The organism is Microbacterium sp. ACRRU (assembly GCF_022346945.1).
Classification (GTDB): domain Bacteria; phylum Actinomycetota; class Actinomycetes; order Actinomycetales; family Microbacteriaceae; genus Microbacterium; species Microbacterium mcarthurae.
The window spans coordinates 58,548-83,115 of the sequence record NZ_JAKRNI010000002.1 but is presented as its reverse complement, the minus strand read 5'-3'; the positions used below and the strand labels follow the sequence as shown (position 1 = coordinate 83,115).

The window sequence follows — 24,568 nt, the reverse complement described above, 5'->3', positions numbered from 1 at the left end:
TGTGCAGGCATCCGGTCACGGCCTCGGCTCCGAAGAACAGACGTGGAAAGACAGCTGCGCCGACTGGTGGTACCGACCGCCGTAGGACCGGTCGTCGCCCACGCCGGGCGGCGCTCCGCGAGCGCCGTCGCCACGGTGCTGCTGCACGGCGCCGCCGGATCGTGGACGACATGGATGCCACTGCTCGGCGCGGCCGATCGGCTCGGCATCCCGCTCGACGACGTCATCGCGATCGATCTGCCCGGCTGGGGCGAGTCGCCCGGGCCCGCGCCGTCGCCCGCCGCGGCGGCAGAGGCGGTCGTCGCCGTCGCCCGCGCGCTCGGCTACCCGCGCTGGCGCGTCGTCGGCCACTCGCTGGGGGCCGTCGTCGCCCTGGACGTCGCCGCGCACTCCCCCGCCCAGACCGTGGCCGTCGGCCTCGTCTCCCCCACCGGCGCCGCGGTCCGCACGGTCATGCGCCGCCCCCTGTCCGGGTGGGTACGGCTCCCCGCGTTCGCGGGGATGGTGGTGGCGATGGCCACGCTCCGCGCCCTCGGCCCGGTGGCGCGCCCGTTCCTGCGTGCGCTCCGCCGCACCGGAGCGCTTCGCGTGCTCGCTCGTCCGCTGTTCCGGCATCCGGACCGCCTCGATCCGGCCATCTCGAACGCGCTGGCCGAGGAGATCCGGCCCGCCGCCTTCCTCGGCGCGGCCCGCGCCGCCCGCACGCACGACGACGGCGCCTGGCGCCGCATCACGGCCCCGGTGCGCGCCGTCCGCGGCCGCCACGACGTCTTCGCCGGTCGCCACGACGCCCGCGACGCGCGGCGCCGCATCCCCGGCTACCGCGAGACCGTGCTCGAAGACAGCGGCCACTTCGCGCACGTCGAGCAGGCGTACGAGACGTTGCGGGGGCTGCGCGACGTCTGGACCGCGGAACCCGACCGCCGGGCCACGACGCGGCACGGGCTGCAGCCGACCTGAGGCTCACGGCCTCCGCGAGATGGTCACCGTCCGGGGCGCGTCGGCATCCAGGTCGAGGGTGTGCGGGGCGGTCTCGCCGCACGCGTTGTCGACGCCGCGTCCGCCGGTCTGACGCGAGATCTCGATCTCCCACCACGCGTCGGCGAGATGATCGGCGACACCGCGCCCCCACTCCACGATGACGACGGAGCGCTCCACGTCGATGTCGAGGTCGTCGAGCTCGACCGCGGCCCCGAGCCGATAGGCATCCACGTGCACGAGGGGTGCGCCGCCGACGAGCGAGGGGTGCGTTCGCGCGATCACGAACGTCGGACTCTGGACCGGACCCCGGATGCCGAGCCCCTCGCCGATCCCGCGCGTCAGGGTCGTCTTGCCGGCGCCGAGCGGACCGGTGAGCACGACCACGTCGCCCGGCGCGAGAGCGCGACCGAGCGCGCGCCCCAGTTCCTCCATGTCAGCGGGGCCCGCGACCTCGCGCTCGCCCAGCAGTTCGTCGGGAACGCTCACGCGCCCACCTCCCGTCGCGGCACGCGCGCACCGACGCGCGTCACGATCTCGTAGTCGATGGTGTCGGCGGCATCCGCCCAGTCCCTCGCCGACGGCACGCCGAGCGTCGGGTCGCCGAACAGCACCGCCTCGTCACCGACGGCGACCGGGTGGTCGCCGACGTCGACGACGAACTGATCCATGGCGATACGGCCCGCGACCGTGAAGCGGCGGCCGTTGATCGTCACCGGGCCGCGACCCGACGCCTGCCGCGGCACGCCGTCGGCGTACCCGAGGGGGACCAGCGCCAGCGTGGTGTCGGTCTCCGTACGGTACGCGTAGCCGTACGAGACGCCGGTGCCCGCGGGCACGCGACGGACCGCCGCGACCGCGCCGCGCAGCGTCATCGCGGGACGAAGCCCCAGGTCGGCCGAGCTGCGGTCGGCGAACGGAGAGACACCGTAGATGCCGATGCCGATGCGCACGCAATTCAACCGCGCCTCGGGCAGGTCGATGGCGGCGTGGGTCGCGGCGATGTGGCGTAGCGGCGGGTTCAGCCCGGCGGCGGCGGCGAGCACGACCCCCTCCTGGAACCTCGCCAGCGCCGCGCGGTCGTCGGCATCGCTGGTGTTGGACAGATGCGAGAACAGCCCGACGACGCGCACGCGCCCGATCCGCTCGAGGCGAGCGGCCTCCGAGAACACCACGCGCCAGTCCACGGGAGCTATGCCGTTGCGCGAGAGACCGGTCTCGATCTTCAGGTGCACCGCGGCGGGGCGATTCCCCTGGGCCGCCTCCCCCGCGCGCAGCAACTGGTCGATGTCCGAGATGCCGAGCTCGACGTCCTCCCGCACGGCCTCGACGAACGAGGCGCCGGGCGCGTGCAGCCACGCGAACAGCGGCGCGCGAATCCCCCGGCGCCGCAGGGCCAGGGCCTCATCGATGTCGGAGACGCCGATGCGCGTCGCCCCGCCGCGCAGGGCCGCGACCGCGGCGCGGTGCGCGCCGTGCCCGTACCCCTCGGCCTTGACCACCGCGATGACCTCGACGCCGGTCAACCGACGCAGGTGGCGCACGTTCTCGGCGATCGCGTCGACGTCGATCAGCGCTTCGCGCAGGACTCCGGATGCCATCCTCATGCGACGCCCTCCCGGGTCGGTTCAGCGGGCCCGGCCTCCGCGATGACGTATGCGGTGGCGAGCGTCGCGTCGTGCGACATCGACAGGTGCAGAGCCGTGACGCCGCGCGCCGCGACGGTGGCCGCGGTCTCGCCGGTGAGCGTGAAGGTGGGGCGGCCCGACGGCTCGGGCGTCACTTCGATGTCGGTCCAGTACACGCCGTCCGAGCCGCCGAGGGCTTTGATCAGCGCCTCTTTCGCGGCGTACCGGGCAGCCAGGGAGCGGGGCTTGAGCACGCGCTCGGCCGGGGCGAACAGCCGCTCGAGGAGGCGGGGGGTCCGCGCGAGCTGCTGCTCGAAGCGCGGCACGTCGACCAGGTCGACGCCGATTCCGACGATCATGCGCCCTCCCCTCCTGGCATCCTGTCCATTCTGCCGTGACGACGGCGTCGAACGCCCCGCCGCCCCACCGGCACAACTCCGGCGGGTCCCGCCGACGTGGCCCGTTCGGCGAGCCGCCCCGCGCCTCCGCCGGAGTTGTGCAGGCGTCCCGGCGCCTCCCGACGCGCGGCAGCAGGCTGCCCAGCAGGCGCCCCGGCGCCTCCCGACGCGCGGCAGGACTCCTGCGCCATCGCCCCGGAAGGCCACCGCGGCGGCGTCGCGGGGCGATCCTGCAGGAGTTGTGCAGGGCAGGAACGAAGAAGGGGCCGGATGCCAGTGGCATCCGGCCCCGAAAAGGTTCGGCCTTACTCCACCGTCACCGACTTCGCGAGATTGCGGGGCTGGTCGACGTCGAGGCCCTTGGCCTCGGCAAGACCCATGGCGAAGATGTGCAGCGGAACGACGGCCAGGAGCGGCTCGAACAGCGGGGCGGCCAGCGGAATGCGCAGCACCTCGTCAGCGGCCGGGAGCACCGCGACGTCACCCTCTTCGGCGATCGCGATGACGCGGGCGCCCCGCGCACGGATCTCCTCGATGTTCGAGACGACCTTCTTGTGCATCTCGCCCGAACCGCGGGGCGACGGCACGACGACGAACACGGGCTGGCCGGGCTCGATGAGGGCGATGGGGCCGTGCTTGAGCTCGCCGGCGGCGAAGCCCTCGGCGTGGATGTACGCGAGCTCCTTGAGCTTGAGTGCGCCCTCGAGCGCGATCGGGTAACCCACGTTGCGGCCGAGGAACAGCACCGACCGGGTGTCGGCCATCCAATGGGCTAGCTGCTCGATGCGGCCCTGCTCGGTCTCGAGCACGCGGGCGATCTTGCCCGGGATGGCCTCGAGCTCGGTCACGGCATCGACCGCGGCGACCGGGTCGATGGCCCCGCGTACGCGACCGACGTGCAGTGCGAGCAGGTACAGCGCGGTGATCTGCGCGACGAACGCCTTGGTCGAGGCGACGGCGACCTCCGGGCCGGCGTGCGTGTAGACGATGGCATCCGACTCACGCGGAATCGTGGCGCCCTGGGTGTTGCAGATCGACAGCGTCTTGGCGCCGCGCGACCGCGCGTACTTCACGGCCATGAGCGTGTCCATCGTCTCGCCCGACTGGCTGATCGAGACGACGAGCGTGCGCGGCGACAGGACGGGGTCACGGTAGCGGAACTCGTGTGCGAGCTCGACGTCGACGGGCACGCGCGTCCAGGTCTCGAGCGCGTACTTTCCGACCATGCCGGCGTAGGCGGCGGTGCCGCACGCGATGACGAGGATGCGGTCGATGTCGGCGAGGAACTCGTCCATGCCGTCGAGCTCGGGGATTTCGACACGGCCCTCGTGGATGCGGCCACGGACGGTGTTGGCGACGGCTTCGGGCTCTTCCGAGACCTCCTTCGCCATGAACGACGACCAGCCGCCCTTCTCGGCCGCCGACGCGTCCCACGTGACCTCGAAGGCCTCGACCTCGACCGGCGCGCCGGAGAAGTCGGTGACTTCGACGCCCTCGGGCGTGATCGCGACGATCTCGTCCTGCCCGATCGCGAGCGCCTTGCGCGTGTGCTCCACGAACGCGGCGACATCGGAGCCGAGGAAGTTCTCACCCTCGCCCAGGCCGATGACCAGCGGCGAGTTGCGGCGGGCGCCCACGACGAGGCCCGGGTGGTCCTTGTGCATGGCCAGCAGCGTGTAGGCGCCCTCGAGGCGCGACACGACGGCCCGGAACGCCGACACCAGGTCACCCGTGCGGCTGTACTCGCGACCGATCATGGCCGCGGCCACCTCGGTGTCGGTCTCGCTGCGGAAGGTCACGCCCTCGCCGATCAGCTCGCTCTTGAGTTCGGCGAAGTTCTCGATGATGCCGTTGTGGATGACGGCGAGCTTGTCGTCGTCGGCGAGGTGCGGGTGCGCGTTGGCGTCGGTCGGGCCACCGTGCGTCGCCCAGCGCGTGTGCCCGATACCGGTGGTGCCGTCGGCCAGAGGGGTGGATGCCAAGTCGTCACGCAGCACGGCAAGCTTGCCGGCGCGCTTGCGCATACCGAGGCCCCCGTCGCCGTCGATCACGGCGATGCCGGCGGAGTCGTACCCCCGGTATTCGAGTCGCGACAGACCCGACAGGAGGATGTCCTGGCTCTGCCGAGGACCCACGTATCCGATGATTCCGCACATAGCCTCCGAGTCTACGGGGCCGTGCCTGGGGAAACCCGCCGCGGGCGGCGCCGCTCAGAGCTTGCGCAGCAGGACCGACTCGACCGTGTGGTCGGCACCTTTCTGGAGCACCAGCTTGGCCCGGTGCCGCGTCGGCAGCACGTTCTCCTCGAGGTTCGGCAGGTTGATCTCGCGCCAGAACCTCAGCGCACGCTGCACCGCCTCCTCGTCGCTGATGTCAGCGAAGACGCGGAAGAACGAGGTCGGGTTCGTGAAGGCGTTGTCGCGCAGAGCGAGGAAGCGGTCGACATACCAGCGTTCGATGTGCGCGGCGTCGGCGTCGACGTAGATCGAGAAGTCGAACAGGTCGCTGACCGCGACGTCGTTCGGGGTCGGGGGCGGTTGCAGCACGTTGAGGCCCTCGACGATCACGACGTCGGGACGGCGCACGGTGACGTGCGCGTCGGGCATGATGTCGTACCGCACGTGCGAGTAGAAGGGCGCGCGCACCTCTTCCGCACCGGATTTGACCTCGCTGAGGAACTCCACCAGAGCGCGTCGGTCGTACGACTCGGGAAAGCCCTTGCGATCCATGAGTCCCCGGCGCTCGAGCTCGGCGTTGGGGTACAGGAAACCGTCGGTGGTGACCAGTTCCACCCGGGGGGTGTCGGGCCACCGGCTCATGAGTTCGCGCAGCAGCCGCGCGATCGTGGATTTGCCCACGGCGACCGACCCCGCCACCCCGATGACGAAGGGGGTCGTGGCATCCGGCTCGCCCAAGAACTCACTCGTGTCGGCGCCGAGGCGCCGTGTGGCGCGGGCGTACAGGCTGAGCAGCCGGCTGAGCGGCAGGTACACCTCGGCGACCTCGCGCAGGTCGAGACGGTCGCCGATGCCGCGCAACTGCACGACTTCGGTCTCGGTGAGCGGCTGCTGGATGCCGCCGGACAGGCGGGCCCACTCGGCGCGGTCGATCTGGCGGTAAGGGCTCAGCGACGGTGCGGGAGCGGCGGTCTCGGCGGCGGACACCCGCCCATGCTACCCGCGGGCCCGCAGTACGCTCGGAGCGTGCGACTCGGGGTACTCGACATCGGTTCCAACACTGTCCACCTGCTGGTCGCGAACGCGCGCGCCGGCGGCCGCCCGACGGCGACGACGTCGCACCGGTCGGTCCTGCGGCTCATGCGCTACCTCGAACCCGACGGCTCGATCTCGGCCGAGGGTGTGCGGGGGCTCGTGGATGCCGTGACACAGGCGTGCGAGAGGGCGCGCGCCGAGGGCGTCGACGAGCTGCTCGCCACGGCGACTTCCGCCGTGCGGGAGGCGACCAACGGCGAAGAGGTCATCGCGCGGATCGAGGAGGTGCTCGGACAACCCCTGCAGGTGCTGGGCGGCGAGACCGAGGCGCGGTACACCTTCCTCGCCGTTCGCCGGTGGTTCGGGTGGTCGGCGGGGCAGATCCTGCTGTTCGACATCGGCGGCGGGTCGCTGGAGATCGCCGGCGGCGCCGACGAGCTGCCCGACCTGGCGGAGTCGGTGCCGCTGGGCGCGGGACGCTCCACGGTGCGGTTCCTCCCCCACGATCCGCCGAGTGAGGACGAGATCGACGCGCTGCGTCGGCACGCGGCATCCGTTCTCGCTCCCGTCGCCGAGCGCTTCTCGGCTCTGCCGCGTCCTGATCACGTCATCGGCTCGTCGAAGGCCATCCGTTCGCTGGCGAAGCTCGCCGGGTACCCCGTCCCCGGATGGTCGGGGATCGATCGGATGGTGCTGCCGCGAAAAGAGCTGAAGGACTGGATCCCGCGCCTCGCCCGCATCCCCGCGGACGCGCGCGAGGCGCTGCCGGGGATCACCGCCGACCGCACGTTCCAGATCGTCGCCGCGGCGATCGTGATCGAGCGCGCGATGAAGGCGATGGACGTCGACGAGCTCGAGGTCTCGCCGTGGGCCCTTCGCGAGGGCGTGCTGCTGCGCTACATCGAGTCGCTGCAGTACTGACCCGCGTGAGTCGCCAAGATTTGTCGCCGCGGGGCACCCGCAGGTGACAAATCTTGGCGACTCACGCCCTAGAGGGACAGGCGCTCGCGGACCACCTCGGCGAGGCGATCGGCGTGAGCGCGCGCGACGTCCTCGGACGCCGCCTCGACCATGACACGCACGAGCGGCTCGGTGCCCGACGCGCGCAACAGCACGCGGCCGGAATCGCCGAGGTCGGCCGCTGCCGAGCGGACGGCCTCTTGCACGACCTCGTCGGACACGCGCTCGCGGTCGACGCCGCGGACGTTGACGAGGATCTGGGGGTACACCGTCATGATCGACGCGAGCTCGGCCATGGTCTTGTTCTGACGTGCCATCTCGGCGACGATGTGGAGTCCCGTGAGCAGCCCGTCGCCGGTCGTGGCGAACTCGCTCATGATGACGTGCCCCGACTGCTCGCCGCCGAGGGAGTATCCGCCCTCGTTCATCGCCTCGAGCACGTAGCGGTCGCCCACCGCCGTCTGCGTGACCTGGATGCCGTGCTCGGCCATCGCACGATGCAGACCGAGGTTGCTCATGACCGTCGCAACGAGGGTGTCGTGCGCGAGCGCCCCGCGTTCCTTCATCGCCACGGCGAGGATCGCCATGATCTGGTCGCCGTCGACGACGTTGCCCTGTGCATCGACGGCGAGGCACCGGTCGGCGTCACCGTCGTGGGCGATACCCACGTCGGCCCCGAGCCGGACGACCGCCTCAGCGAGCACGTCGAGGTGGGTCGAGCCGACGCCGTCGTTGATGTTGAGGCCGTCGGGTTCGGCGCCGATGACCGTCACTGTCGCCCCGGCGTCGCGGAACGTCTCGGGCGACACACCCGCGGCCGCCCCGTGGGCACAGTCGAGGACGACATGGATGCCATCGAGCCGGTGCGGTAGCGAACCGAGAAGGTGCACGACGTAGCGGTCTTCCGCGTCGGCGAAACGGCGGATGCGGCCCACGCCGGCGCCGGTGGGCTGCAGTCGGTCCCATTCGAGTGCGCGCTCGATGCGCTGCTCGACGATGTCAGGGAGCTTCGTGCCGCCGCGCGCGAAGATCTTGATCCCGTTGTCGGGTGCGGGGTTGTGCGAGGCCGAAACCATCACCCCGAAGTCGGCGTCGCGGTCGGCGATGAGGAATGCCGTCGCGGGGGTGGGGATCACGCCCGCGTCGAACACGTCGACTCCCGACGAGGCCAGGCCCGCGGCGACCGCGGCCGAGAGGAATTCCCCCGACACACGCGGGTCGCGCGCGACGACGGCGGTGAGTCGACGGCCTTCGGCCTTGCGCGCCTCCGCCGAACGGCCCTGGCCCAGGACGACCGCGGTCGCCTGGGCCAGGTGCAGCGCGAGTTCGGCGGTGAGGAGGCCGTTGGCCAGCCCCCGCACCCCGTCCGTGCCGAAAAGAGGCATCCGGAACGTCGAACTCAGCGCTTGGAGTACTGAGGCGCCTTGCGGGCCTTCTTGAGACCGGCCTTCTTGCGCTCCTTGACGCGAGCGTCGCGCGAAAGGAAGCCGGCCTTCTTCAGACCCGGGCGGTTGTTCTCGGCGTCGATCTCGTTGAGCGCACGGGCGATGCCCAGGCGCAGCGCGCCGGCCTGGCCCGAGGGGCCGCCACCGGAGATGCGGGCGATCACGTCGTAGGAGCCGGCGAGCTCGAGGACCGTGAACGGGTCGTTGATGAGCTGCTGGTGGAGCTTGTTCGGGAAGTAGTCCTCGATCGTGCGGCCGTTAACCGTGATCGTGCCGGAGCCGGGGACCAGGCGCACGCGGGCGATGGCCTGCTTGCGACGGCCGACGGCTGCGCCGGGGACCGAGAGAACGGGGCGCTCGGCCGCGACGACGGACTGCTCGGCCGGCGTCTCGGTGCTGTAGTTGCTGGAGTCGATGTTCGACACTGTTTCGTCCTTATCCGGCGGCGCTTACTGGGCGACCTGGTCGAAGGTGTACGCGGTGGGCTGCTGGGCACCGTGGGGGTGCTCGGCGCCGCGGTAGACCTTGAGCTTCTTGAGCTGCGCCGCGCCGAGGCTGTTCTTGGGCAGCATGCCGCGGACAGCCTTCTCGACCGCGCGGACGGGGTTCTTCTCGAGGAGTTCCTCGTAGCTGACGGCCTTGAGGCCACCCGGGTAGCCCGAGTGACGGTAGGCCATCTTCTTCTGGAGCTTCTGGCCCGTGAGCGCGACCTTGTCGGCGTTGATCACGATGACGAAGTCACCCGAGTCGATGTGGTTGGCGAAGGTCGCCTTGTGCTTGCCGCGGAGAAGGGCCGCCGCGTGCGAGGCGAGGCGACCGAGGACGACGTCGGTGGCGTCGATAACGACCCACTCGCGCGTGACCTCTGCGGCCTTGGGGGTGAAAGTGCGCGTCACAGTAGTGCTGCTTTCTTGTTCGAACGGAGGAGTTCGTGAATCCCGCTCCGGTGGTCGGTTCCCCGGTCGATGACCGGGCAACGGGGCCGGTGGAGGGCTCACGTTCGGGTGACCCACTCGCAGTGAGGCAGGCACCAAAGGGTTAGCTTACGGCATCCGGATGCCACGGCCAAACGGGGCCCGTGCCCTCAGACCGCGAGAGTGGCGACGACGACGACGGCTATCCCCGTGAGGTTGTACACGGCGTGGACCAGGATCGCCGGCCAGATCCGGCCCGTCGCCAGCACGCAGATCCCCGCAACGGCTCCCACGAGGGCGAGAGAGGAAGCGTCGGCGGGGGCGAGCGGTGCCACGAGTCCATGAGCGGCGACGAAGAGCACCGTCGACACGATCAGGGCGGCGACGACGGCCGCGACACGTCCGCTGAGACGGTGGACGATGGTGTACACGCCGACCACCACCACGGCCCGGAAGAAGAACTCCTCGACGACGGGGGCGATGACCGTGGCCGCGGCGGCCTCGGCGATGAACACCGGGGAGGAGAGGTCCGCTGCCGACGGCCACGCGGACTGTCCCGCAGCCGCGGCGAACGCGCCCTGCGCGATCCGCAGCAGGATGCCCCACACCGCCCCGATGACGGCATCGACCCAGCGGAACGCCGTCAGCCCCCGAGGACGCGAGCGTCGAATCGCCCAGATGGCGGGCAGGGTGAGGGATGCCCACAGCACCGCGGTCGCGACGATCGATGCCGGCACGGGCGGGAGCAGCAGCGCGGCGGCGCGGGCGGCCAGGACGCCGGCCCCCAGGGAGGCGATGGACCACCCGAGCATCTCCGCGTCCCACCGGGCGACGCTGGACCCGCCTTCCCGCCAGGCACGATGGCGGCGGCGCCCGCGCGAACGCGGAGCGGCGATCGGTTCGGGCACTCTCCGTACGGTACGGCCGGCCCCACCCGTTCCCGCGGCCGGAAGCGCGTCTCGGCGTTGGGGTCACCCCCTCTCGCACCCACGCGTCTCTCCACGGTCACCCGAGGCGGGGAGCTCCACGAAGGAGCGCGTGGCCCCCGTCGCGCACGACCCGCCCCGGCGTGCGCCGGGGCGGGTCTGAGAGTGTCCGCGGGTGGTCGCCGGATGGTCAGCGCTGCAGGAAGCTCACCAGCGCGCGGTTGAACTCGTCGGCGTGGCTCACGTTCACCCCGTGCGGGGCACCGGCGACGACGTGGAGTTCGCTGCCGGGGATCGCCTCGTGCGTGCGCTTGCCCGAGCCCTCGAACGGGACGGTGGAGTCGCTGTCGCCGTGGAGCACGAGGGTCGGCACCGTGACGTGGCGAAGATCATCGCGGAAGTCCGTCGTGGCGAATGCCTTCATCGCGGCGAGCGCGGCGTGATGGTCGGCCTGATGTGCCAGGCGTTCGGCCTCGGCTCGTTCCCCCTCCGGCACCGCGAGCGTGCCGTCGACGGAGAAGAAGTCGGTGGTGAACTGGCGGTAGAAGGCATCCTCATCATCCTTGAGCCCCTTCTCCATGCCCTCCGCGGTGTCCTTGTCGAGCGGACCCTCGGGGTTGTCGTCGGTCTGCGCGAGGTAGGGCGGAACGGCGGCGGCGAACACGACGCTGCGTACGCGGTCGGACCCGTGCCGAGTGAGGTAGCGCGCCACCTCTCCCCCGCCCATCGAGAAGCCCACGAGGGTGGCATCGCGAAGGTCCAGCGCCTGCAGCACTGCCTCGAGGTCGTCGGCGAAGGTGTCGTAGTCGTAGCCGCTGCGGGGCTTGTCGCTCCGACCGAAGCCGCGGCGGTCGTAGGTGACGACGCGGTACCCCGCACTCTGCAGGGCCGGAACCTGGTGCGCCCACGATTCGCCCGAGAGCGGCCAGCCGTGGATGAGCACCACGGGTCGACCGGGCCCGCCGGTGTCGTCGACGTGGAGGTCGATGTCGGTCAGCAGTCCGTGGTGTGCGGTGATTTCGCTCATGCACGTCATGCTTCGACGCGAGCCTGAGCACACCCCTCCGGTTGACGCGGGCCGCACGACTTGATAACCGTTCGGTGAGCGCGGATGCCACATCGGGCGCCCGCGCGCAACGACGCGCGACAGCCGAATCGGGATCGGTAGCTTTGCCGCATGGCATCCACGCGTTCCCTTCTGGCCGGACTCACGGCACTCGGCTTGTCCGTCACGATGACGGCGTGCGCGCCCGCGTCCTCCGCGTCGGAGAGCGACGCCGGGTACGAGACGGTGATCGCGGCCGTCGTGCGTGCCGAATCGGATGCCGGTGGTCGAGCGTTCGAGGTGGAGATCGAGGACGGGTCTGCCGACATCCGGGTCGCCGTCGACGATCGCGCGGTCGATGTCGACGTCGACCTCGCCGGCCCCTTGGTGACGGGTCGGCAGGACGCCCGCCCGCTCGACCGGGACGATCGCACCGCCCTCGACGCGGCGACGACGCCGCTGGCCGACGCCGTCCGGATCGCCGCGGCGACCCATGGCCGCGGAATCGGTATCTCGGAGGTCGACCTGGAGCGCGAAGAAGACATCGCTGCCTGGCGCGTCGAGTTCACCGACGGCGAGGAGGTCGCCATCGCGGTGACCGACGGGGCCGTCGTGCGCCCGGTCGGCTGAGCGTCTTCGCCCTCGGGCGGCAGCGCACGGCCCCGCCGGGACGGTGCGCACACGCGTCCCTGCACCGTTCGGCGGATCGCCGAGTGGGCGCGGGTCAGGCGGAATCGACGATGCCCGGCACGCCAGACATGCCGAGTTCGAAGTGGTGCCCATTGATGGCGAGGACATCGCGCTCACCGTCGGCAAGGAAGCCCGACGGCGGGACGGCGCTCGCGTCACTGCGGGGGGTCATGCGATCCATGGTGGAACCGTCTATCGATAACGCGCAGGGGTTGACTTCCCGGCGAGCCTGAGATTCAGGTTGTGCACAATTCAATTGTGTGCAATCCTTTCGGTATGTCATCCGTTGACTCGCTCGTGTGCTTCGCTCTCTACGCCGCCAGCCGCACGACGACGCAGGCCTACCGTGTGCTTCTCGACCCGTGGAACCTCACCTACCCGCAGTACCTCGCGCTCGTGACTCTGTGGAACGACGGCGACCAGACCGTCAGCGGGCTCGGCGAGGCCTTGCAGCTGGACTCGGGGACGTTGTCGCCGATGCTCGCGCGCATGGAGTCCGCCGGCTACATCACGCGGGAACGCCGGGCCGCCGATGAACGAGTCGTCGCGGTGTCGCTCACCGCGCGCGGCCGCGAGATGCGGGAAGAGCTCGCCCACGTGCCCCGCTGTATCGCGGTGGGGTCGGGGCTCACCGACGCCGACAGCGCCCACGAGCTGATCAGCGCCCTGCAACAACTGACCGTGGCGATGCGCGACCTGCGCGACCACCCGCAGACCGTGCTCGACGCCGTCGGCGCCCGCACCCCTCCCGCCTGATCACCGATCCGGCACTCCTCGTCCTGACGAAAGGAATCCCCATGGACGTCCTCTACACCGCCGAAGCACTGTCCACCGGCGAGGGCCGCAACGGCCACGTCGTCGCCGGCGACCGGCTCGACCTCGACGTCGCCGTCCCGAAGGAGATGGGCGGCTCCGGCAACGGCACCAACCCGGAACAGCTGTTCGCCGCCGGCTATGCGGCGTGCTTCCACAGCGCCCTCCACGCGGTGGCGCGCGGGCACAAGGTGAAGCTCGAGAACTCCTCGGTGGGCGGCCGCGTCCAGATCGGGTCGAACGGTCAGGGCGGCTTCCAGCTTGCCGTCCTGCTCGAGGTCGTCCTCCCCGGCATCGACCACGATCAGGCACAGCAGCTCGCCGACGAGGCCCACCAGGTCTGCCCCTACTCCAACGCCACGCGCGGCAACATCGAGGTCACGATCACCGTCGCGGACGACTGAGCCACGCGCGAAAGAGGGCGCCTCTACCGGGCGCCCTCTTTCGCGCGTGCCGGATGCCGAGTGGCCGGGGAGTCAGGACAGCCGCAGCTCTGCCTCGGTCTTCGGATACGTCCGCCTCAACCACTCGCCGAAACCGGGCTGGGCGAGGCACGTCGACGCCTCCGCGCACCGCACGACGGGGTCGTCGGCCGCATACGTTCGATACACCTCGACTTTGGCATCCAACACCGCGCCGGTCACATTGACCGGTTGATCCTGCGACGGATACCCCAGGTAGTACGACATCCTCTCCGCGGTCAGGCCGACCGCCGGCGCCGACGCACGAACGAGCGAACCGACGCACGAGTGATCGGGGTGGTCGCCGTGCGCGTAGGCGCTCTCGTGCGGCACGTTGGTGCAGACGTGCCGCGGGGCGGCGGCCGCCAGGAGCTCGGCGAGCGTCGCCGTGAGGCGCGGGAGGTCGTACGCCGGGCCTCCGTCGATGGGCACGAGTTCGGCCACGTCGCCGTTGATCAGTTGCGTGAGTCCCGCGTTGCCGGTCGCCGCGAAGCCCTTAGCATCGAGCCCGCCGTCGGGGAGCCGCAGGACGCTGATCGACAGCCGCGGCTCGTCGGCCGGCACGAATCGCGTGATGCGAGCACCGCTCAGCAGAGTGATCTCCCGCTCGTCCCACTCCCCCGTGCCCCCTCGCATGACGTCGTACGCGGCACGGATCCCCGCCTCCCGCTCTCGGGCGTAGTCGATGCCCTTCCCGGCGTCGCCGGCGGTGACGTAGACCGCGCGGACGGTCGCCCCGCTGAGGATCGCATCGGCCAGTCCGGGGTTGGCGAAGATGATGTCGTCGTCGGCGTGCGCCCAGACCATCATCGCCGTGTCGATCCCCGGGGCTTCGACGGCGGGAGACAGGGCGGCGGGCGCGTCAGGAGGAGTGATCGCGCGAAGAGGCGTCCACGCGGGGGCGGGACCACCGCTGCGACGAATCTGACGCACGAGCAGCGCCCCTCCGCCCAGGGCGACCAGCGCCAGCCCTCCGACGAGCAGCCCTCGACGGGTCGCGCGGATTCGTCTCGCCGCACGCACCGCGTCCTGCTCCCTCTCCGCCCCAGAAAGGTCCTCGTCGTGCACCGTGGCTCCGTCCTCTGTCCCCCCGGCCGGGCGACGCGACGATTTCGGGTGGTCGGCGCTCGGCGTGACGTCATGACGTTATCGCGCCGGCCGCGGAGATCCGGGTACTCCACACCCGTCGTGCCGCGCCGGGTGAGGGGAGGCAGGGGAACCGAGACTTCTGCGCCTTGCTCGCGTCCCGACTACCCACGGCGGGACATGTGCGGCAAGCCCCGCTCGTTCCCCCGCTCCGCGTCCTATCGTGCCGTCATGACCGATCTCACCCGCCCGCAGACCCCCGACCCGTACCCGCTCCTCCCCGCGGCGGCCGCGTTCGACGTCGTGAGCAACGACGTCATCGACGGTCAGCCGCTGAAGGACGACCAGGTGGCCGCGCGCGGCAACTCGTCGCCTCATCTGGCGTGGTCGAACGTCCCCGAGGGCACGGCGTCCTTCACGATCACGTGCTTCGACCCGGATGCGCCCACACCGAGCGGATTCTGGCACTGGGTCCTCGTCGACCTGCCCGCCGACCTGCGGGAGATCCCCGCGGGCTTCGCCGGCCGGGATCTGCCCGAGGGCGCTTTCCACGTCCGCAACGACGGTGGAGAAGCGGGGTTCCTGGGTGCTGCGCCGCCCGAAGGAGACCGGCCGCACCGCTACTTCTTCGTCGTACACGCGGTGGACACGGAGAGCCTCGGCGTGGATGCCGGAGCGACACCGGCGGCCGTGTCCTTCGCCCTCGCCTTCCACACGCTCGGCCGGGCAATCGTTCACGGCACGTACGCGCACGAGGACCCGCGGGCGACTAGTTGAGGCGCAGGTCGGCCTCGCTCAGGAGGTAGGACCGACGCAACCAGTCTCCGAACCGGCGCGTCTTCAGACACGAATCTCGGTCGGCGCAGCGGATCACCTCGTCCTGCTGCGCATAGATGCGATACGTCTCGACCTTGGCATCCAGAACCGGCCCGTCGAGCGTGCGCGGCAGATCCGCCGACGGGTAGCCCACGGCATAGCGAATGCCCGGCACGGCTTCTGCAACGTGCCCGACCGCGTCCCGCACGAGGGTGCCCACGGTGGAATGGTCCGGGTGATCGCCGGGCGCGTAAGCACTGCCGCGCGGAACGTGGGTGAGGGTGCGCGTCGGGCGAAGCGCTGCCGCGAGCTCGGTGAGGGATGCGGACACCTGCGCGCGGTCCACCGCCGGCCCCTCGTCCGTCGGCGCGAGGACTCCGATCGTCCCGTCGAGCAGTCGACTGAGAGTCGCGTGACCGGTCGAGTCGAACCCGCCGTCGGTGATGTTTCCGTCGGGGAGACGGGCGAACATCACCGAGAGGCGTGCATCGTCGTGGGGGCTGAAGCGTTCGACCCGGAGTCCCGCGTCCAGCGTCACGACGGTGGAGTCCCAGGGCCCGTCCGCACCGCGCATGTGGTCGTAGGCGTGCAGGATGCCCGTCTCGCGTGAATGCGTGTAGCCGAGACCCTTGCCCGCGTCCCCACCCGTGAGGAACAGGGTACGCACGCACTGCCCCGCCGCGATGGCATCCGAGATCGTGGGGTTGCCGAAGATGAGGTCGTCGTCCGGGTGCGCCCAGATCGTCAGGAGAGTCTCGGTCTCGCAGGGCTGCGCGCCCGGCGAGGGGGGAACGACGACCGGCGGCGCGGCGGACGGCGGCGCCGCGGGCGGTGTCGCGGTCGAGGGAGGGAGAGGGCTGGAGCTCGTCGTGGGCGCCGCGGTCGCGGTCGGCGTCGCGGAGGAGGCGACACCGGACGCGGCGGCACCGATCGGCCAGACCCCGAAGGCGCTCGACACGACGATCGACGCCCCGACGAGCAGGACGACGGCGAGCACCGCAACGAGAACGCCAGCTCCGACGCGCGCTGCGCGGAAGGTCGGCCGGTCGGCGCGTGTCATCGGCGATCCCCCCGGCGTCGCGTGCGCCGACGCGAACAATGTCGTCGACTCACGCCGATCCTAGGGAACATCGCGCTTATACACCACTGTATGCGGGCATTTCCCCCCGCTTGACAGGCACAAAGTTCCGTGTATCGGCCCCACGCCACGCCGGCCGCGCGCCCGCGCGAAGCGTCCACCATTTGGTGGACAAGTCTGTCATCAGGGAAAAAACGGGTGATGCCCTGCGACCCCTAGGAAACAATCCGTTCATTTGCGGGTGATTCACGGGGTGACTTCAGGCTGTTATCGTTCAGCGACAGAACCACGATCCGGCTTCCGGGGGAAGGGGCCTACGCACTGTGACGTCTGACCTTCAGGTCGGAGCGACATCGACGTCGCAGAGCGCCGTCGGCGGCATCGACGATGCCCCGGCCAACGAGCCCAACCGAACCTCCTTCCTCGACCGCGACCACGCCACGCCCACCCGCGACCGCTGGCGCCAGCGGTATCGCCGCAATTTGATCGTTACGGATCTGGCCTCGCTTATCTGGGTCGTCTATGGCACCCAGTTGGCGTGGTTCGGTATGGGCAATGCCGCCGTCGCCGCGAGTCATGACAGCCGCATCACCGATCTCTCCTACTGGCTGTTCTCGGCCATCCTCATCGTCGCGTGGATGTGGGCGCTGTCCTTCATCGACTCCCGCAGCGACCGTGTGATGGGAACGGGATCCCAGGAGTACATCCGCATCGTCGACTCGAGCTTCCGCCTGTTCGGAACCATCGCGATCATCGCCTTCCTCACGCAGATCGACGTCGCACGCGGATACCTCCTCATCAGCCTCCCGGTGGGCGTCCTCGTCCTGGTCTTCACCCGATGGCTCTGGCGGCAATGGCTCATCGTGCAACGCTCGCGCGGCAAGTACTCCGCGAGCGTGCTTCTGGTCGGCTCCCTCCCGTCGGTGACCCAGGTGGCCCGGGAGTTCGCACGCAACCCCAACGCCGGTTATCGCGTCGTCGGCGCCTGCGTGCCCAGCGGCAAGGTCGCTGACACCATCCCGGGCACCGACATCCCCGTCATGGGGCACGTGGGCGACATCGCGCGCGCTCTCCAGGTCACCGGGGCCGACACCGTCGCCGTGGCCAGCGCCGACGAGCTGCCGGCGGACAAGGTCAAGCAGATCTCGTGGAGCCTCGAGGCGGGCCGCCAGCACCTCGTCCTCGCCCCGAGCATCATCGACATCGCGGGACCGCGACTCCACACGCGCCCCGTGGCGGGGCTTCCGCTCATCCACGTCGAGACGCCGCGGTTCTCACGCGGTCAGGTGTTCCTCAAGCGGACGGTCGACCTCGTCGCGAGCATCGTCGGGGTGATCGTGCTCAGTCCCCTGCTCGCCTTCCTCGCGATGGCCGTGCGCCTCTCCAGCGACGGCCCCGTGTTCTTCCGCCAGAAGCGGGTCGGCTTCCGGGGTCGGGAGTTCACGATGATCAAGTTCCGGTCGATGGTCGTCAACGCCGAGGATCTTCTCGAACAGCTGGCCAAGCAGGAGCGGGATGCCGGGAACGAAGTGCTGTTCAAGATGAAGAACGATCCGCGCGTCACGCCGATCGGGCGGATCATGCGCAAGTTCAGCCTCGACGAGCTCCCTCAGCTGTTCAACGTCATCGGCGGCTCGATGTCACTCGTGGGACCCCGCCCTCCGCTCCCTTCGGAAGTTGCGCTCTACGCTGACCATGTGCACCGTCGTTTCCTCGCCAAGCCCGGGATCACCGGCCTCTGGCAGGTCAGTGGTCGCTCCTCTCTGTCGTGGGAGGAGTCGGTGCGCCTCGATCTGTCCTACGTCGAGAACTGGACGCTGGTGGGCGACTTCGTCATCCTGGCCAAAACCGCCCGCGCCGCCCTGGCGCCGGGCGAGACGGCCGCCTGAACTGCCCGCGCCTCGTGCGCGGGTCGACGGCGCGACACTCGCGTTCGTCTGGAAATGAACTCTGGAGGAGACCCGTGCGTCTTTCTGTCATCGGTTGCGGATACCTCGGAGCCGTTCACGCGGCGGCGATGGCATCCATCGGACACGAGGTCGTCGGCATCGACGTCGACGAGCGGAAGGTTGCGGCGCTGTCCCGCGGTGAGGCGCCGTTCTTCGAGCCCGGACTGCAGGAGATCCTCACGGAGGGCATCGCCTCGGGACGGCTGTCGTTCACGACGGACATGTCCGCGGCGCAGGGCGCCACGGTGCACTTCATCGGCGTCGGCACGCCCCAGCAGCCCGGTGGGTACGCCGCCGACCTCACCTACGTGCACGCCGCCGTGGACGGCCTGCTTCCCTACCTCACCGAGGGCGACATCGTCGCGGGCAAGTCGACGGTTCCCGTGGGCACCGCGGAGTCGCTCGCGCCGCGTGTGAGCGAGCGAGGCGCGACGCTGGTGTGGAACCCCGAGTTCCTGCGCGAGGGCTGGGCGGTGCAGGACACCATCGACCCGGACCGGCTCGTGGCCGGTGTGCCCAGTGCCGACGGCGCCCCGACGGAAGAGGGCGCGCGCACAGCGGACGTGCTTCGCGAGGTCTATCGCCCGTCCATCGCCAAGGGCACGCCCTTCATCGTCACCGACTACGCCACGGCAGAGCTCGTGAAGGTCTCCGCGAACGCGTTCCTGGCGACCAAGATCAGCTTCATCAACGCCATGGCCGAGATCGCCGAGGTCACCGGCGCCGACGTCACCACCCTGGCCGACGCGATCGGCCACGACGCGCGCATCGGGCGGCGGTTCCTCGGCGCCGGCATCGGATTCGGCGGCGGATGCCTGCCGAAGGACATCCGGGCGTTCTCCGCGCGCGCCGAGGAACTCGGCCGCGGAGAGTCGGTGGCCTTCCTGCGTGAGATCGACGCGATCAACCTGCGTCGTCGCGACCGCGCGGTCGAGTTGACCGTGCAGGCCCTGGGCGGTTCGGTGTTCGAGAAGAAGGTGACCGTGCTCGGCGCCGCCTTCAAGCCCCACAGTGACGACATCCGCGACTCCCCCGCTCTCGATGTCGCGGTGCGTCTGCACGGACTGGGCGCCGACGTCACGCTCACCGACCCGGCCGCGATCGCGAACGCCCGCCGCATCCACCCGCAGCTGACCTACGTCGAAGACCGTGACGAGGCCCTTCGCGACGCGGATGCCGTCATCGTCGTGACCGAGTGGGACGAGTACCGGCGGGATCTGGATCCGGCCCACGCCTCCGAGCTCACGGCCGGTCGGATCATCGTCGACGGTCGGAACTGCCTGGATGCCGCGGCGTGGCGCGGGGCCGGCTGGACCTACTTCGGTATGGGTCGCCCCTGACCGCCTCCGTCGATGGAGAAACGCCCCGGCTTCGGTCGGGGCGTTTTTCTCTGGCATCCACGACGGAAATATCGGATGCGCGCGTGACGAATCGCTCCGTCGACACGTCTCACCAGTAAGCGAACACCGTTGCACCCGGGGCGACCCGGGGCAGAACGTACTGGAAGGACACTCCGATGGCTATCGAAGAGAAGCCCGCGGCCAGCCCCGCAACCCAGGGGTCGCGCGTGGATCGCGCGTTCCCCGGCTCCGACACCGCGTCCGCCGACACGGCGGGGAAGACCACCATCGCCGACTCGGTGGTGGCGAAGGTCGCCGGCATCGCGGCGCGCGAGGTGTCCGGGGTCTACGCCCTCGGAGGCGGAGGGGCTCGGGCCTTCGGCGCGATCCGCGACGCCATCAACGCCACCGACCTGACGCAGGGCGTCAAGGTGGAAGTGGGCGAGACCCAGGCGGCGGCCGACGTGACGATCGTCGTGGAGTATCCGGCGCCCATCCAGGACGTGGCCGAGCAGGTGCGCTCCCGCGTCGCCGGCGCCATCAGCCGCCTCGTCGGCCTCGAGGTCGTCGAGGTCAACGTCGACGTCAACGACATCCACATCCCGGGTGACGATGGCGACGACTCGACCCCCGCCCGCGTGTCATGAACCCGACCATCACCGGCGCCCTCGTCGGATTGATCCTGGCCGCGGCCGCGCTGATCTTCGGGTTCTGGGGATTCCTCCTGGTCGCCCTGTTCATGGCGGTAGGCGCCCTCGTCGGCCGGATCGTCTCAGGGCAGATCGACATCCGCGGCATCGCCAACGCGTTCTCGGGTCGGAGCACGTCGTGACCACCGCGCTTCCCGGGGTGGCCGTCGCCGCCCCGGGGGGCGGGGCGCACACCGCAGGCCGCGTCGACGTCGCCGAGCGGGTCTATCGCAAGGCGGCGGAGCAGGCCGCAGCGGAGGCGATCGGCGTCGAGCGTGCCGCCGTGTCGGTCGACGTCGCCGCCTCCCGCGACACCGTCGTGGTGCGGGTGCGGTCTCCGTTCCCGGTTCCTCGCCTCGACGACACCGACGCGGTCCGCGCCGCAACCCCCGTGCTGGAAGCCGCGCGCGGCATCCAGCGAGACCTGCACGACCGTCTCACCCGCCTCTTCGGGCGCGACGTGTCGCGCGTGGATCTGACCATCGCCGGGGCGACGACCCCGAAGAGAAGGAGAGTGCGATGACCGACTCCGTCCTGCGAACCGTGGTCCGTCGGGAGACGCATTCACCGCGCACGGGCGCGATGCTCATCGTCGTGGTGCTGCTCGTTCTCGCCGTGGTGTACGCCGCCGTCGAGATCGTGTTGTCGCTGCTCGGTCGGCCACCGCTGCTGGTCGCGCCCGGTCCGTCGGCCGACGCTGTCGCTTCGCTTCCCACGGCAGTAGCCCCGGCCGCGCTGATCGCGGCGGGGGTGGCGCTGGCCGTGCTCGGTCTCATCGTGCTCATCCTGGCCGTCGCACCGGGCCGTCTGTCCAAGCACGAGATGACGTGGGGCGATCGCGCCGTCGTCGTCGACAACGGCGTGGTGGCATCGGCGCTGGCGCAGCACCTGAGCGTCGAGTCGGGTATCGCCCGCGAGAACGTCGTCGTGGGCGTGGCACACCGCTGGGTCGACGTGACCGTTCGGCCGCCGCTCGGCATCCCCGTCGACAAGGACCGCCTGCAGCAGATCGTGGACGATGAGGTGGCTTCGTACCGTCTTGCCCCCTCCGTTCGCACCCGCGTCCGCATCGAGCGCGCGCTCGACACCGCGAAGGAGGAGAACCGATGAGGAACACCAACCGGGCGTTGAACCGCGTCCTCCTCTTCGTCGTGGCGATCGTCCTGCTCGGACTGGGCTCCCTGGCGATCTCCGTCGCCGTCGTCCCCGGCGTCGCCGACACGTGGACCCGGACAGCCGACGGCGTTCGGGAGTGGGCCGACGGAATCGGTCAGCCCTCGCTGGGTATCGGCGCTCTCGCCGCTCTGGCGGTGGTCGCGATCGTGCTCGTGCTCGTCGCGGTGGGTGCCGTCCGAGGACGCCACCGCGTCCCCCTGCAGTCCAGCGGCGAAGAGAGCACCGCCGGGCGGATCACCGTCACCGACGGCTTCGCCTCCGAGGCGCTGAAGAACACCCTGGACGAGCGGGACGAGATCCTCTCCTCCCGCATCGCCTCCGGCGAAGTGCGGAAAGAGACGGTGCTGCACGTGAGCGTCACCCCGCGCCAGAACACCTCCCCCCGCCGGGTCGCCGAGGACATCGACACCCTCGTCACGAACCTGGCCACGCTCACGGGTCAGCAGGTCCGGACGTACATCTCGGTGCACTCGGGTCTGCGCGCAAAGCTCGCGCACGATAAGAGGCGCCTGAACTAGAGCGGATGCCGCCCGCCGGGCGGGGCTCTGATGGGTGGGCTCAGCGAGGTCACGGATGCCAGCGGGGACGGTGCCGAACGCCGTCCCCGCTGGCGTTCGCACGGACGCGAGCACACCGTCCGCCCGTCCCGCACAGACCGCGGCCCGAACGGCAGGCTGTGGATGGGAGGCCGCCACTGTACATGCCCATGCAAAAATGCCGTCGTACAGAAGGGCTGTCATGTTCCCCCTCCCCGATGCCTCCGGTCCCGCCTCCCTCTCCGCTCTCCCGGTCGACCACGACACCGACCGCGGATTCTCCCCTCGGTGCCCGCGATGCCTGATCCCTCTCGAACCGCGGCGACACACCGAGCCGACATGGGGATGCCGCGAGTGCGGTCTCGTTCGGATCTGCTGAAGCGACAGCTACGCTGACCCCGTGGCCGTCACCCTGCTCATCGCCGTCGCCGCCATCGTCAGTGCGGTCCTCGTGGGTTTCGTCGCCCGGCAGATCCTGGGCACCCCGGTGGGCTGGCCGAGAAGCATCGTCATCGGCCTGATCGTGTACTTCCTCGGCGTGCCCTTCGCCGGATGGGTGCTGCGCCAGACCGGGCTGTCCGAAGGAGCGACACCCGCCAGCGAAGAGGAAGCCTGGCTGTGGGTCGGGCTGATCGCGCTCTCGATCAGCTGGGTCTTCGCGCTTGGGGTCGCGGCGCTCGTCGCCAGCGAGGCGATCTTCCCGACACGCCCCCTTCCCAACCCCATCGACGTGATCCGCGCCGCACTGCGCCAGCGCAAGCGCACGCGCCGGTACTTGGAGATCCTGGCCATCGCGTCGCGGCACGGCGTGGGGTGGCTGTTCCACGGGGGCCGCGCACGTGTCGAGCAGCAGCTCAGCACCTCGGAAGAGCGGGCGCGCGCGATCGTGGCCACCATCAACGACGCGGGGGTGAGCTTCGTCAAGCTCGGGCAGGTGCTCTCCACGCGCCGCGACCTCATCCCCGAGCCGTACCTGAGCGCCCTCGCCTCCCTGCAGACGAATGCGACGACGCTCCCGTGGGAGACGGTGCGCGACGTTGTCGAGACCGATCTGGGACGCCCGCTCGACGAGGTCTTCGCCGAGGTCGACCCGCATCCTCTGGCGGCCGCCTCGGTGGCGCAAGTCCACCGCGCCGTCCTGTACGACGGCACTCCCGTCGTGGTCAAGGTCCAACGCCCCGCCGCCCGTGCCCAGGTCGAAGCGGATGCCGACATCATCGGCCGTCTCGCCCACCGAGCCGAAGCCCGCACACGTGTCGGACGGGACCTCCGCATCGAGTCCGTCGCCCGGGGGTTCACGAGCACTCTGCTCGAGGAGCTCGACTACCTCGTCGAAGCACGCAACACCGAGATGATCCGCGCCACGCTCGACCGCATCGACACCGCCGAGCCCGACCGGCGGGGCGTCGTGACCGTCCCGGCGGTGTACCCCGAGGCATCCAGCACGCGAGTGCTGACCATGGGCCTCGTGGACGGCCAGGCGCTGAGCGACTCCGCCGAGCACCTCAGTGCGCTCTCCGCGCAGGAACGAGACCGTCTCGCCGAAGTGCTCATGTCGACCGTGATCGAACAGATTCTGGTGTACGGCGTCTTCCATGCCGACCTCCACCCCGGCAACGTGCTGCTCACGCGCGATGGGACCCTCGGACTGATCGACTTCGGCGCCGTCGGCATCATCGAGCGCAGTCGCAGACAGCACATGACGGCGTTCCTCTTGGCCGCATTGAGCGAGAACGACGTCGCCGCGACCGACGCCCTGCTGTTGATCGTCGACGCCCCGGACGACGTCGACCTCGACGCCTTCCGTCATGACGTGGGCGTCGTGCTCACGGCGGAACACGTCCGCAGCGTCGGCCAGGGGTCGATCTTCACGAGAATCGTCGACGTCATCCGTCAGCATCGCATCGCACTCCCGGGCGAGCTGGCCTCGGCGCTGCGCAGTTTCGCCACGCTCGAAGGATGCCTGCGGGTCATCGTCGAGGATTTCGACATGGTCGGCCGCTCCCTCCCGCTCATGCCCACACTGCTGCGTCGCACGCTCTCGCTGAGCCGCGCCGCAACCGACCTCCAGGCCGGCGCCGTGATCTCGATGGCGCGACTGCAGAGAATGCCGCAGCGACTGGAAGCTCTCCTCACGGGCATCGAGCGCGGGTCCATCGGAATCACACTGCGATCGGACGACGGCACCGACACCAGCGGCATCCTGAATCGATTCACCTCGGAGATCGCCACGACCCTGGTATCGATCGCCGCGGTCGTCATCGCGGTCGTCCTCATCGTCGCCGGTGGCGGGCCCGTCCTGGGCGGCTCGGTGACGCTGTTCTCGATCTTGGGAGCGGTCATCGGCCTGTTCGGCTTCCTTGGGCTGCTCCGGGTGGTGCGCCGCACGTTCGGCCGCCGGCCCTGACATACCGCATATCGCCGCGGT

General features: G+C 70.3%; 27 protein-coding genes. 14 read left to right on the top strand and 13 right to left on the bottom strand.

Annotated features, from left to right (window positions below; translation table 11 throughout):
- The first annotated feature begins 42 nt into the window (after window positions 1-42).
- Entirely contained in the window at window positions 43-960 is a 918-nt protein-coding gene (locus MHY30_RS02075) for an alpha/beta fold hydrolase (protein WP_239274848.1), read from the top strand.
- 3 nt (window positions 961-963) lie between these two features.
- Here the strand turns inward: MHY30_RS02075 and tsaE are convergent, their stop codons facing one another.
- The 5 genes from tsaE to coaA form a co-directional block, all read right to left on the bottom strand.
- A complete protein-coding gene (gene tsaE / locus MHY30_RS02070; RefSeq protein WP_239274847.1) occupies window positions 964-1,467 on the bottom strand; it encodes a tRNA (adenosine(37)-N6)-threonylcarbamoyltransferase complex ATPase subunit type 1 TsaE in 504 nt (167 codons plus the stop codon).
- The gene (gene alr / locus MHY30_RS02065; protein WP_239274846.1) at window positions 1,464-2,585 is read right to left on the bottom strand and encodes an alanine racemase; all 1,122 of its coding nucleotides are present in this window, start codon (window positions 2,583-2,585) and stop codon (window positions 1,464-1,466) included. The genes tsaE and alr overlap by 4 nt, the downstream gene beginning before the upstream one ends.
- Window positions 2,582-2,965 carry a holo-ACP synthase gene (locus tag MHY30_RS02060; protein WP_239274845.1) on the bottom strand — a complete coding sequence of 128 codons (384 nt, stop codon included), beginning with the start codon at window positions 2,963-2,965 and terminating at the stop codon, window positions 2,582-2,584. The genes alr and MHY30_RS02060 overlap by 4 nt, the downstream gene beginning before the upstream one ends.
- 344 nt (window positions 2,966-3,309) lie before the next feature.
- On the bottom strand, window positions 3,310-5,160 hold the full coding sequence (glmS, locus tag MHY30_RS02055) for a glutamine--fructose-6-phosphate transaminase (isomerizing) (RefSeq protein ID WP_239274844.1): 1,851 nt from the start codon (window positions 5,158-5,160) through the stop codon (window positions 3,310-3,312).
- Between the two features lie 54 nt (window positions 5,161-5,214).
- Entirely contained in the window at window positions 5,215-6,168 is a 954-nt protein-coding gene (coaA, locus tag MHY30_RS02050) for a type I pantothenate kinase (RefSeq protein ID WP_239274843.1), read from the bottom strand.
- 39 nt (window positions 6,169-6,207) lie between these two features.
- On the opposite strand from coaA, the gene MHY30_RS02045 reads away from it, so the two are divergent.
- On the top strand, window positions 6,208-7,137 hold the full coding sequence (locus MHY30_RS02045) for a Ppx/GppA phosphatase family protein (protein ID WP_239274842.1): 930 nt from the start codon (window positions 6,208-6,210) through the stop codon (window positions 7,135-7,137).
- 68 nt (window positions 7,138-7,205) lie between these two features.
- Here the strand turns inward: MHY30_RS02045 and glmM are convergent, their stop codons facing one another.
- The 5 genes from glmM to MHY30_RS02020 form a co-directional block, all read right to left on the bottom strand.
- Entirely contained in the window at window positions 7,206-8,561 is a 1,356-nt protein-coding gene (gene glmM, locus MHY30_RS02040) for a phosphoglucosamine mutase (protein ID WP_239274841.1), read from the bottom strand.
- Window positions 8,562-8,575: 14 nt separating this feature from the next.
- On the bottom strand, window positions 8,576-9,046 hold the full coding sequence (gene rpsI / locus MHY30_RS02035) for a 30S ribosomal protein S9 (protein ID WP_239274840.1): 471 nt from the start codon (window positions 9,044-9,046) through the stop codon (window positions 8,576-8,578).
- Window positions 9,047-9,070: 24 nt separating this feature from the next.
- Complete coding sequence (gene rplM / locus MHY30_RS02030) at window positions 9,071-9,517, bottom strand: 50S ribosomal protein L13 (protein WP_022877308.1); 447 nt, start codon at window positions 9,515-9,517, stop codon at window positions 9,071-9,073.
- 188 nt (window positions 9,518-9,705) lie between these two features.
- Window positions 9,706-10,443: a CPBP family intramembrane glutamic endopeptidase gene (locus MHY30_RS02025; RefSeq protein ID WP_239274839.1), complete on the bottom strand. Its 738-nt coding sequence runs from the start codon at window positions 10,441-10,443 to the stop codon at window positions 9,706-9,708.
- A 208-nt stretch (window positions 10,444-10,651) separates the two neighbouring features.
- Window positions 10,652-11,488: an alpha/beta fold hydrolase gene (locus MHY30_RS02020; protein WP_239274838.1), complete on the bottom strand. Its 837-nt coding sequence runs from the start codon at window positions 11,486-11,488 to the stop codon at window positions 10,652-10,654.
- Window positions 11,489-11,638: 150 nt separating this feature from the next.
- Between MHY30_RS02020 and MHY30_RS02015 the strand changes: the two genes are divergently transcribed.
- On the top strand, window positions 11,639-12,136 hold the full coding sequence (locus tag MHY30_RS02015; RefSeq protein ID WP_239274837.1) for a hypothetical protein: 498 nt from the start codon (window positions 11,639-11,641) through the stop codon (window positions 12,134-12,136).
- Between the two features lie 94 nt (window positions 12,137-12,230).
- Here MHY30_RS02015 and MHY30_RS02010 read toward each other — a convergent pair whose 3' ends face one another.
- The gene (locus MHY30_RS02010; protein ID WP_239274836.1) at window positions 12,231-12,368 is read right to left on the bottom strand and encodes a hypothetical protein; all 138 of its coding nucleotides are present in this window, start codon (window positions 12,366-12,368) and stop codon (window positions 12,231-12,233) included.
- 104 nt (window positions 12,369-12,472) lie between these two features.
- Here MHY30_RS02010 and MHY30_RS02005 point away from each other — a divergent pair, with 104 nt between their 5' ends.
- A complete protein-coding gene (locus tag MHY30_RS02005; protein ID WP_239274835.1) occupies window positions 12,473-12,952 on the top strand; it encodes a MarR family winged helix-turn-helix transcriptional regulator in 480 nt (159 codons plus the stop codon).
- Between the two features lie 41 nt (window positions 12,953-12,993).
- Complete coding sequence (locus tag MHY30_RS02000) at window positions 12,994-13,413, top strand: organic hydroperoxide resistance protein (protein ID WP_239274834.1); 420 nt, start codon at window positions 12,994-12,996, stop codon at window positions 13,411-13,413.
- A gap of 72 nt (window positions 13,414-13,485) precedes the next feature.
- Here MHY30_RS02000 and MHY30_RS01995 read toward each other — a convergent pair whose 3' ends face one another.
- Window positions 13,486-14,538, bottom strand: coding sequence for a PIG-L family deacetylase (locus tag MHY30_RS01995; protein ID WP_239274833.1), 1,053 nt, complete (start codon window positions 14,536-14,538; stop codon window positions 13,486-13,488).
- 249 nt (window positions 14,539-14,787) lie between these two features.
- Here MHY30_RS01995 and MHY30_RS01990 point away from each other — a divergent pair, with 249 nt between their 5' ends.
- Window positions 14,788-15,333 carry a YbhB/YbcL family Raf kinase inhibitor-like protein gene (locus MHY30_RS01990; protein WP_239274832.1) on the top strand — a complete coding sequence of 182 codons (546 nt, stop codon included), beginning with the start codon at window positions 14,788-14,790 and terminating at the stop codon, window positions 15,331-15,333.
- Here MHY30_RS01990 and MHY30_RS01985 read toward each other — a convergent pair.
- Complete coding sequence (locus tag MHY30_RS01985) at window positions 15,326-16,432, bottom strand: PIG-L family deacetylase (protein ID WP_239274831.1); 1,107 nt, start codon at window positions 16,430-16,432, stop codon at window positions 15,326-15,328. The genes MHY30_RS01990 and MHY30_RS01985 overlap by 8 nt on opposite strands.
- Before the next feature lie 341 nt (window positions 16,433-16,773).
- Here MHY30_RS01985 and MHY30_RS01980 point away from each other — a divergent pair, with 341 nt between their 5' ends.
- From MHY30_RS01980 to MHY30_RS01945, 8 genes are all read left to right on the top strand, one after another.
- Window positions 16,774-18,339 carry a sugar transferase gene (locus MHY30_RS01980; protein ID WP_239274830.1) on the top strand — a complete coding sequence of 522 codons (1,566 nt, stop codon included), beginning with the start codon at window positions 16,774-16,776 and terminating at the stop codon, window positions 18,337-18,339.
- Between the two features lie 74 nt (window positions 18,340-18,413).
- Window positions 18,414-19,739 (top strand): UDP-glucose/GDP-mannose dehydrogenase family protein, encoded by a 1,326-nt coding sequence (locus tag MHY30_RS01975; RefSeq protein ID WP_239274829.1) that lies wholly within the window; start codon window positions 18,414-18,416, stop codon window positions 19,737-19,739.
- A 176-nt stretch (window positions 19,740-19,915) separates the two neighbouring features.
- Window positions 19,916-20,386, top strand: a complete 471-nt coding sequence (locus tag MHY30_RS01970; RefSeq protein WP_239274828.1) for an Asp23/Gls24 family envelope stress response protein — start codon at window positions 19,916-19,918, stop codon at window positions 20,384-20,386.
- A complete protein-coding gene (locus MHY30_RS01965; protein ID WP_239274827.1) occupies window positions 20,383-20,571 on the top strand; it encodes a DUF2273 domain-containing protein in 189 nt (62 codons plus the stop codon). The genes MHY30_RS01970 and MHY30_RS01965 overlap by 4 nt, the downstream gene beginning before the upstream one ends.
- Window positions 20,568-20,951, top strand: coding sequence for a hypothetical protein (locus MHY30_RS01960; protein ID WP_239274826.1), 384 nt, complete (start codon window positions 20,568-20,570; stop codon window positions 20,949-20,951). The genes MHY30_RS01965 and MHY30_RS01960 overlap by 4 nt, the downstream gene beginning before the upstream one ends.
- Window positions 20,948-21,538, top strand: a complete 591-nt coding sequence (locus tag MHY30_RS01955; protein WP_239274825.1) for a DUF6286 domain-containing protein — start codon at window positions 20,948-20,950, stop codon at window positions 21,536-21,538. The genes MHY30_RS01960 and MHY30_RS01955 overlap by 4 nt, the downstream gene beginning before the upstream one ends.
- Entirely contained in the window at window positions 21,535-22,122 is a 588-nt protein-coding gene (locus MHY30_RS01950; RefSeq protein ID WP_239274824.1) for a hypothetical protein, read from the top strand. Before MHY30_RS01955 ends, MHY30_RS01950 begins: the two co-directional genes overlap by 4 nt.
- A gap of 418 nt (window positions 22,123-22,540) precedes the next feature.
- Entirely contained in the window at window positions 22,541-24,547 is a 2,007-nt protein-coding gene (locus MHY30_RS01945; RefSeq protein ID WP_239274823.1) for an AarF/ABC1/UbiB kinase family protein, read from the top strand.
- Window positions 24,548-24,568 lie beyond the last annotated feature (21 nt).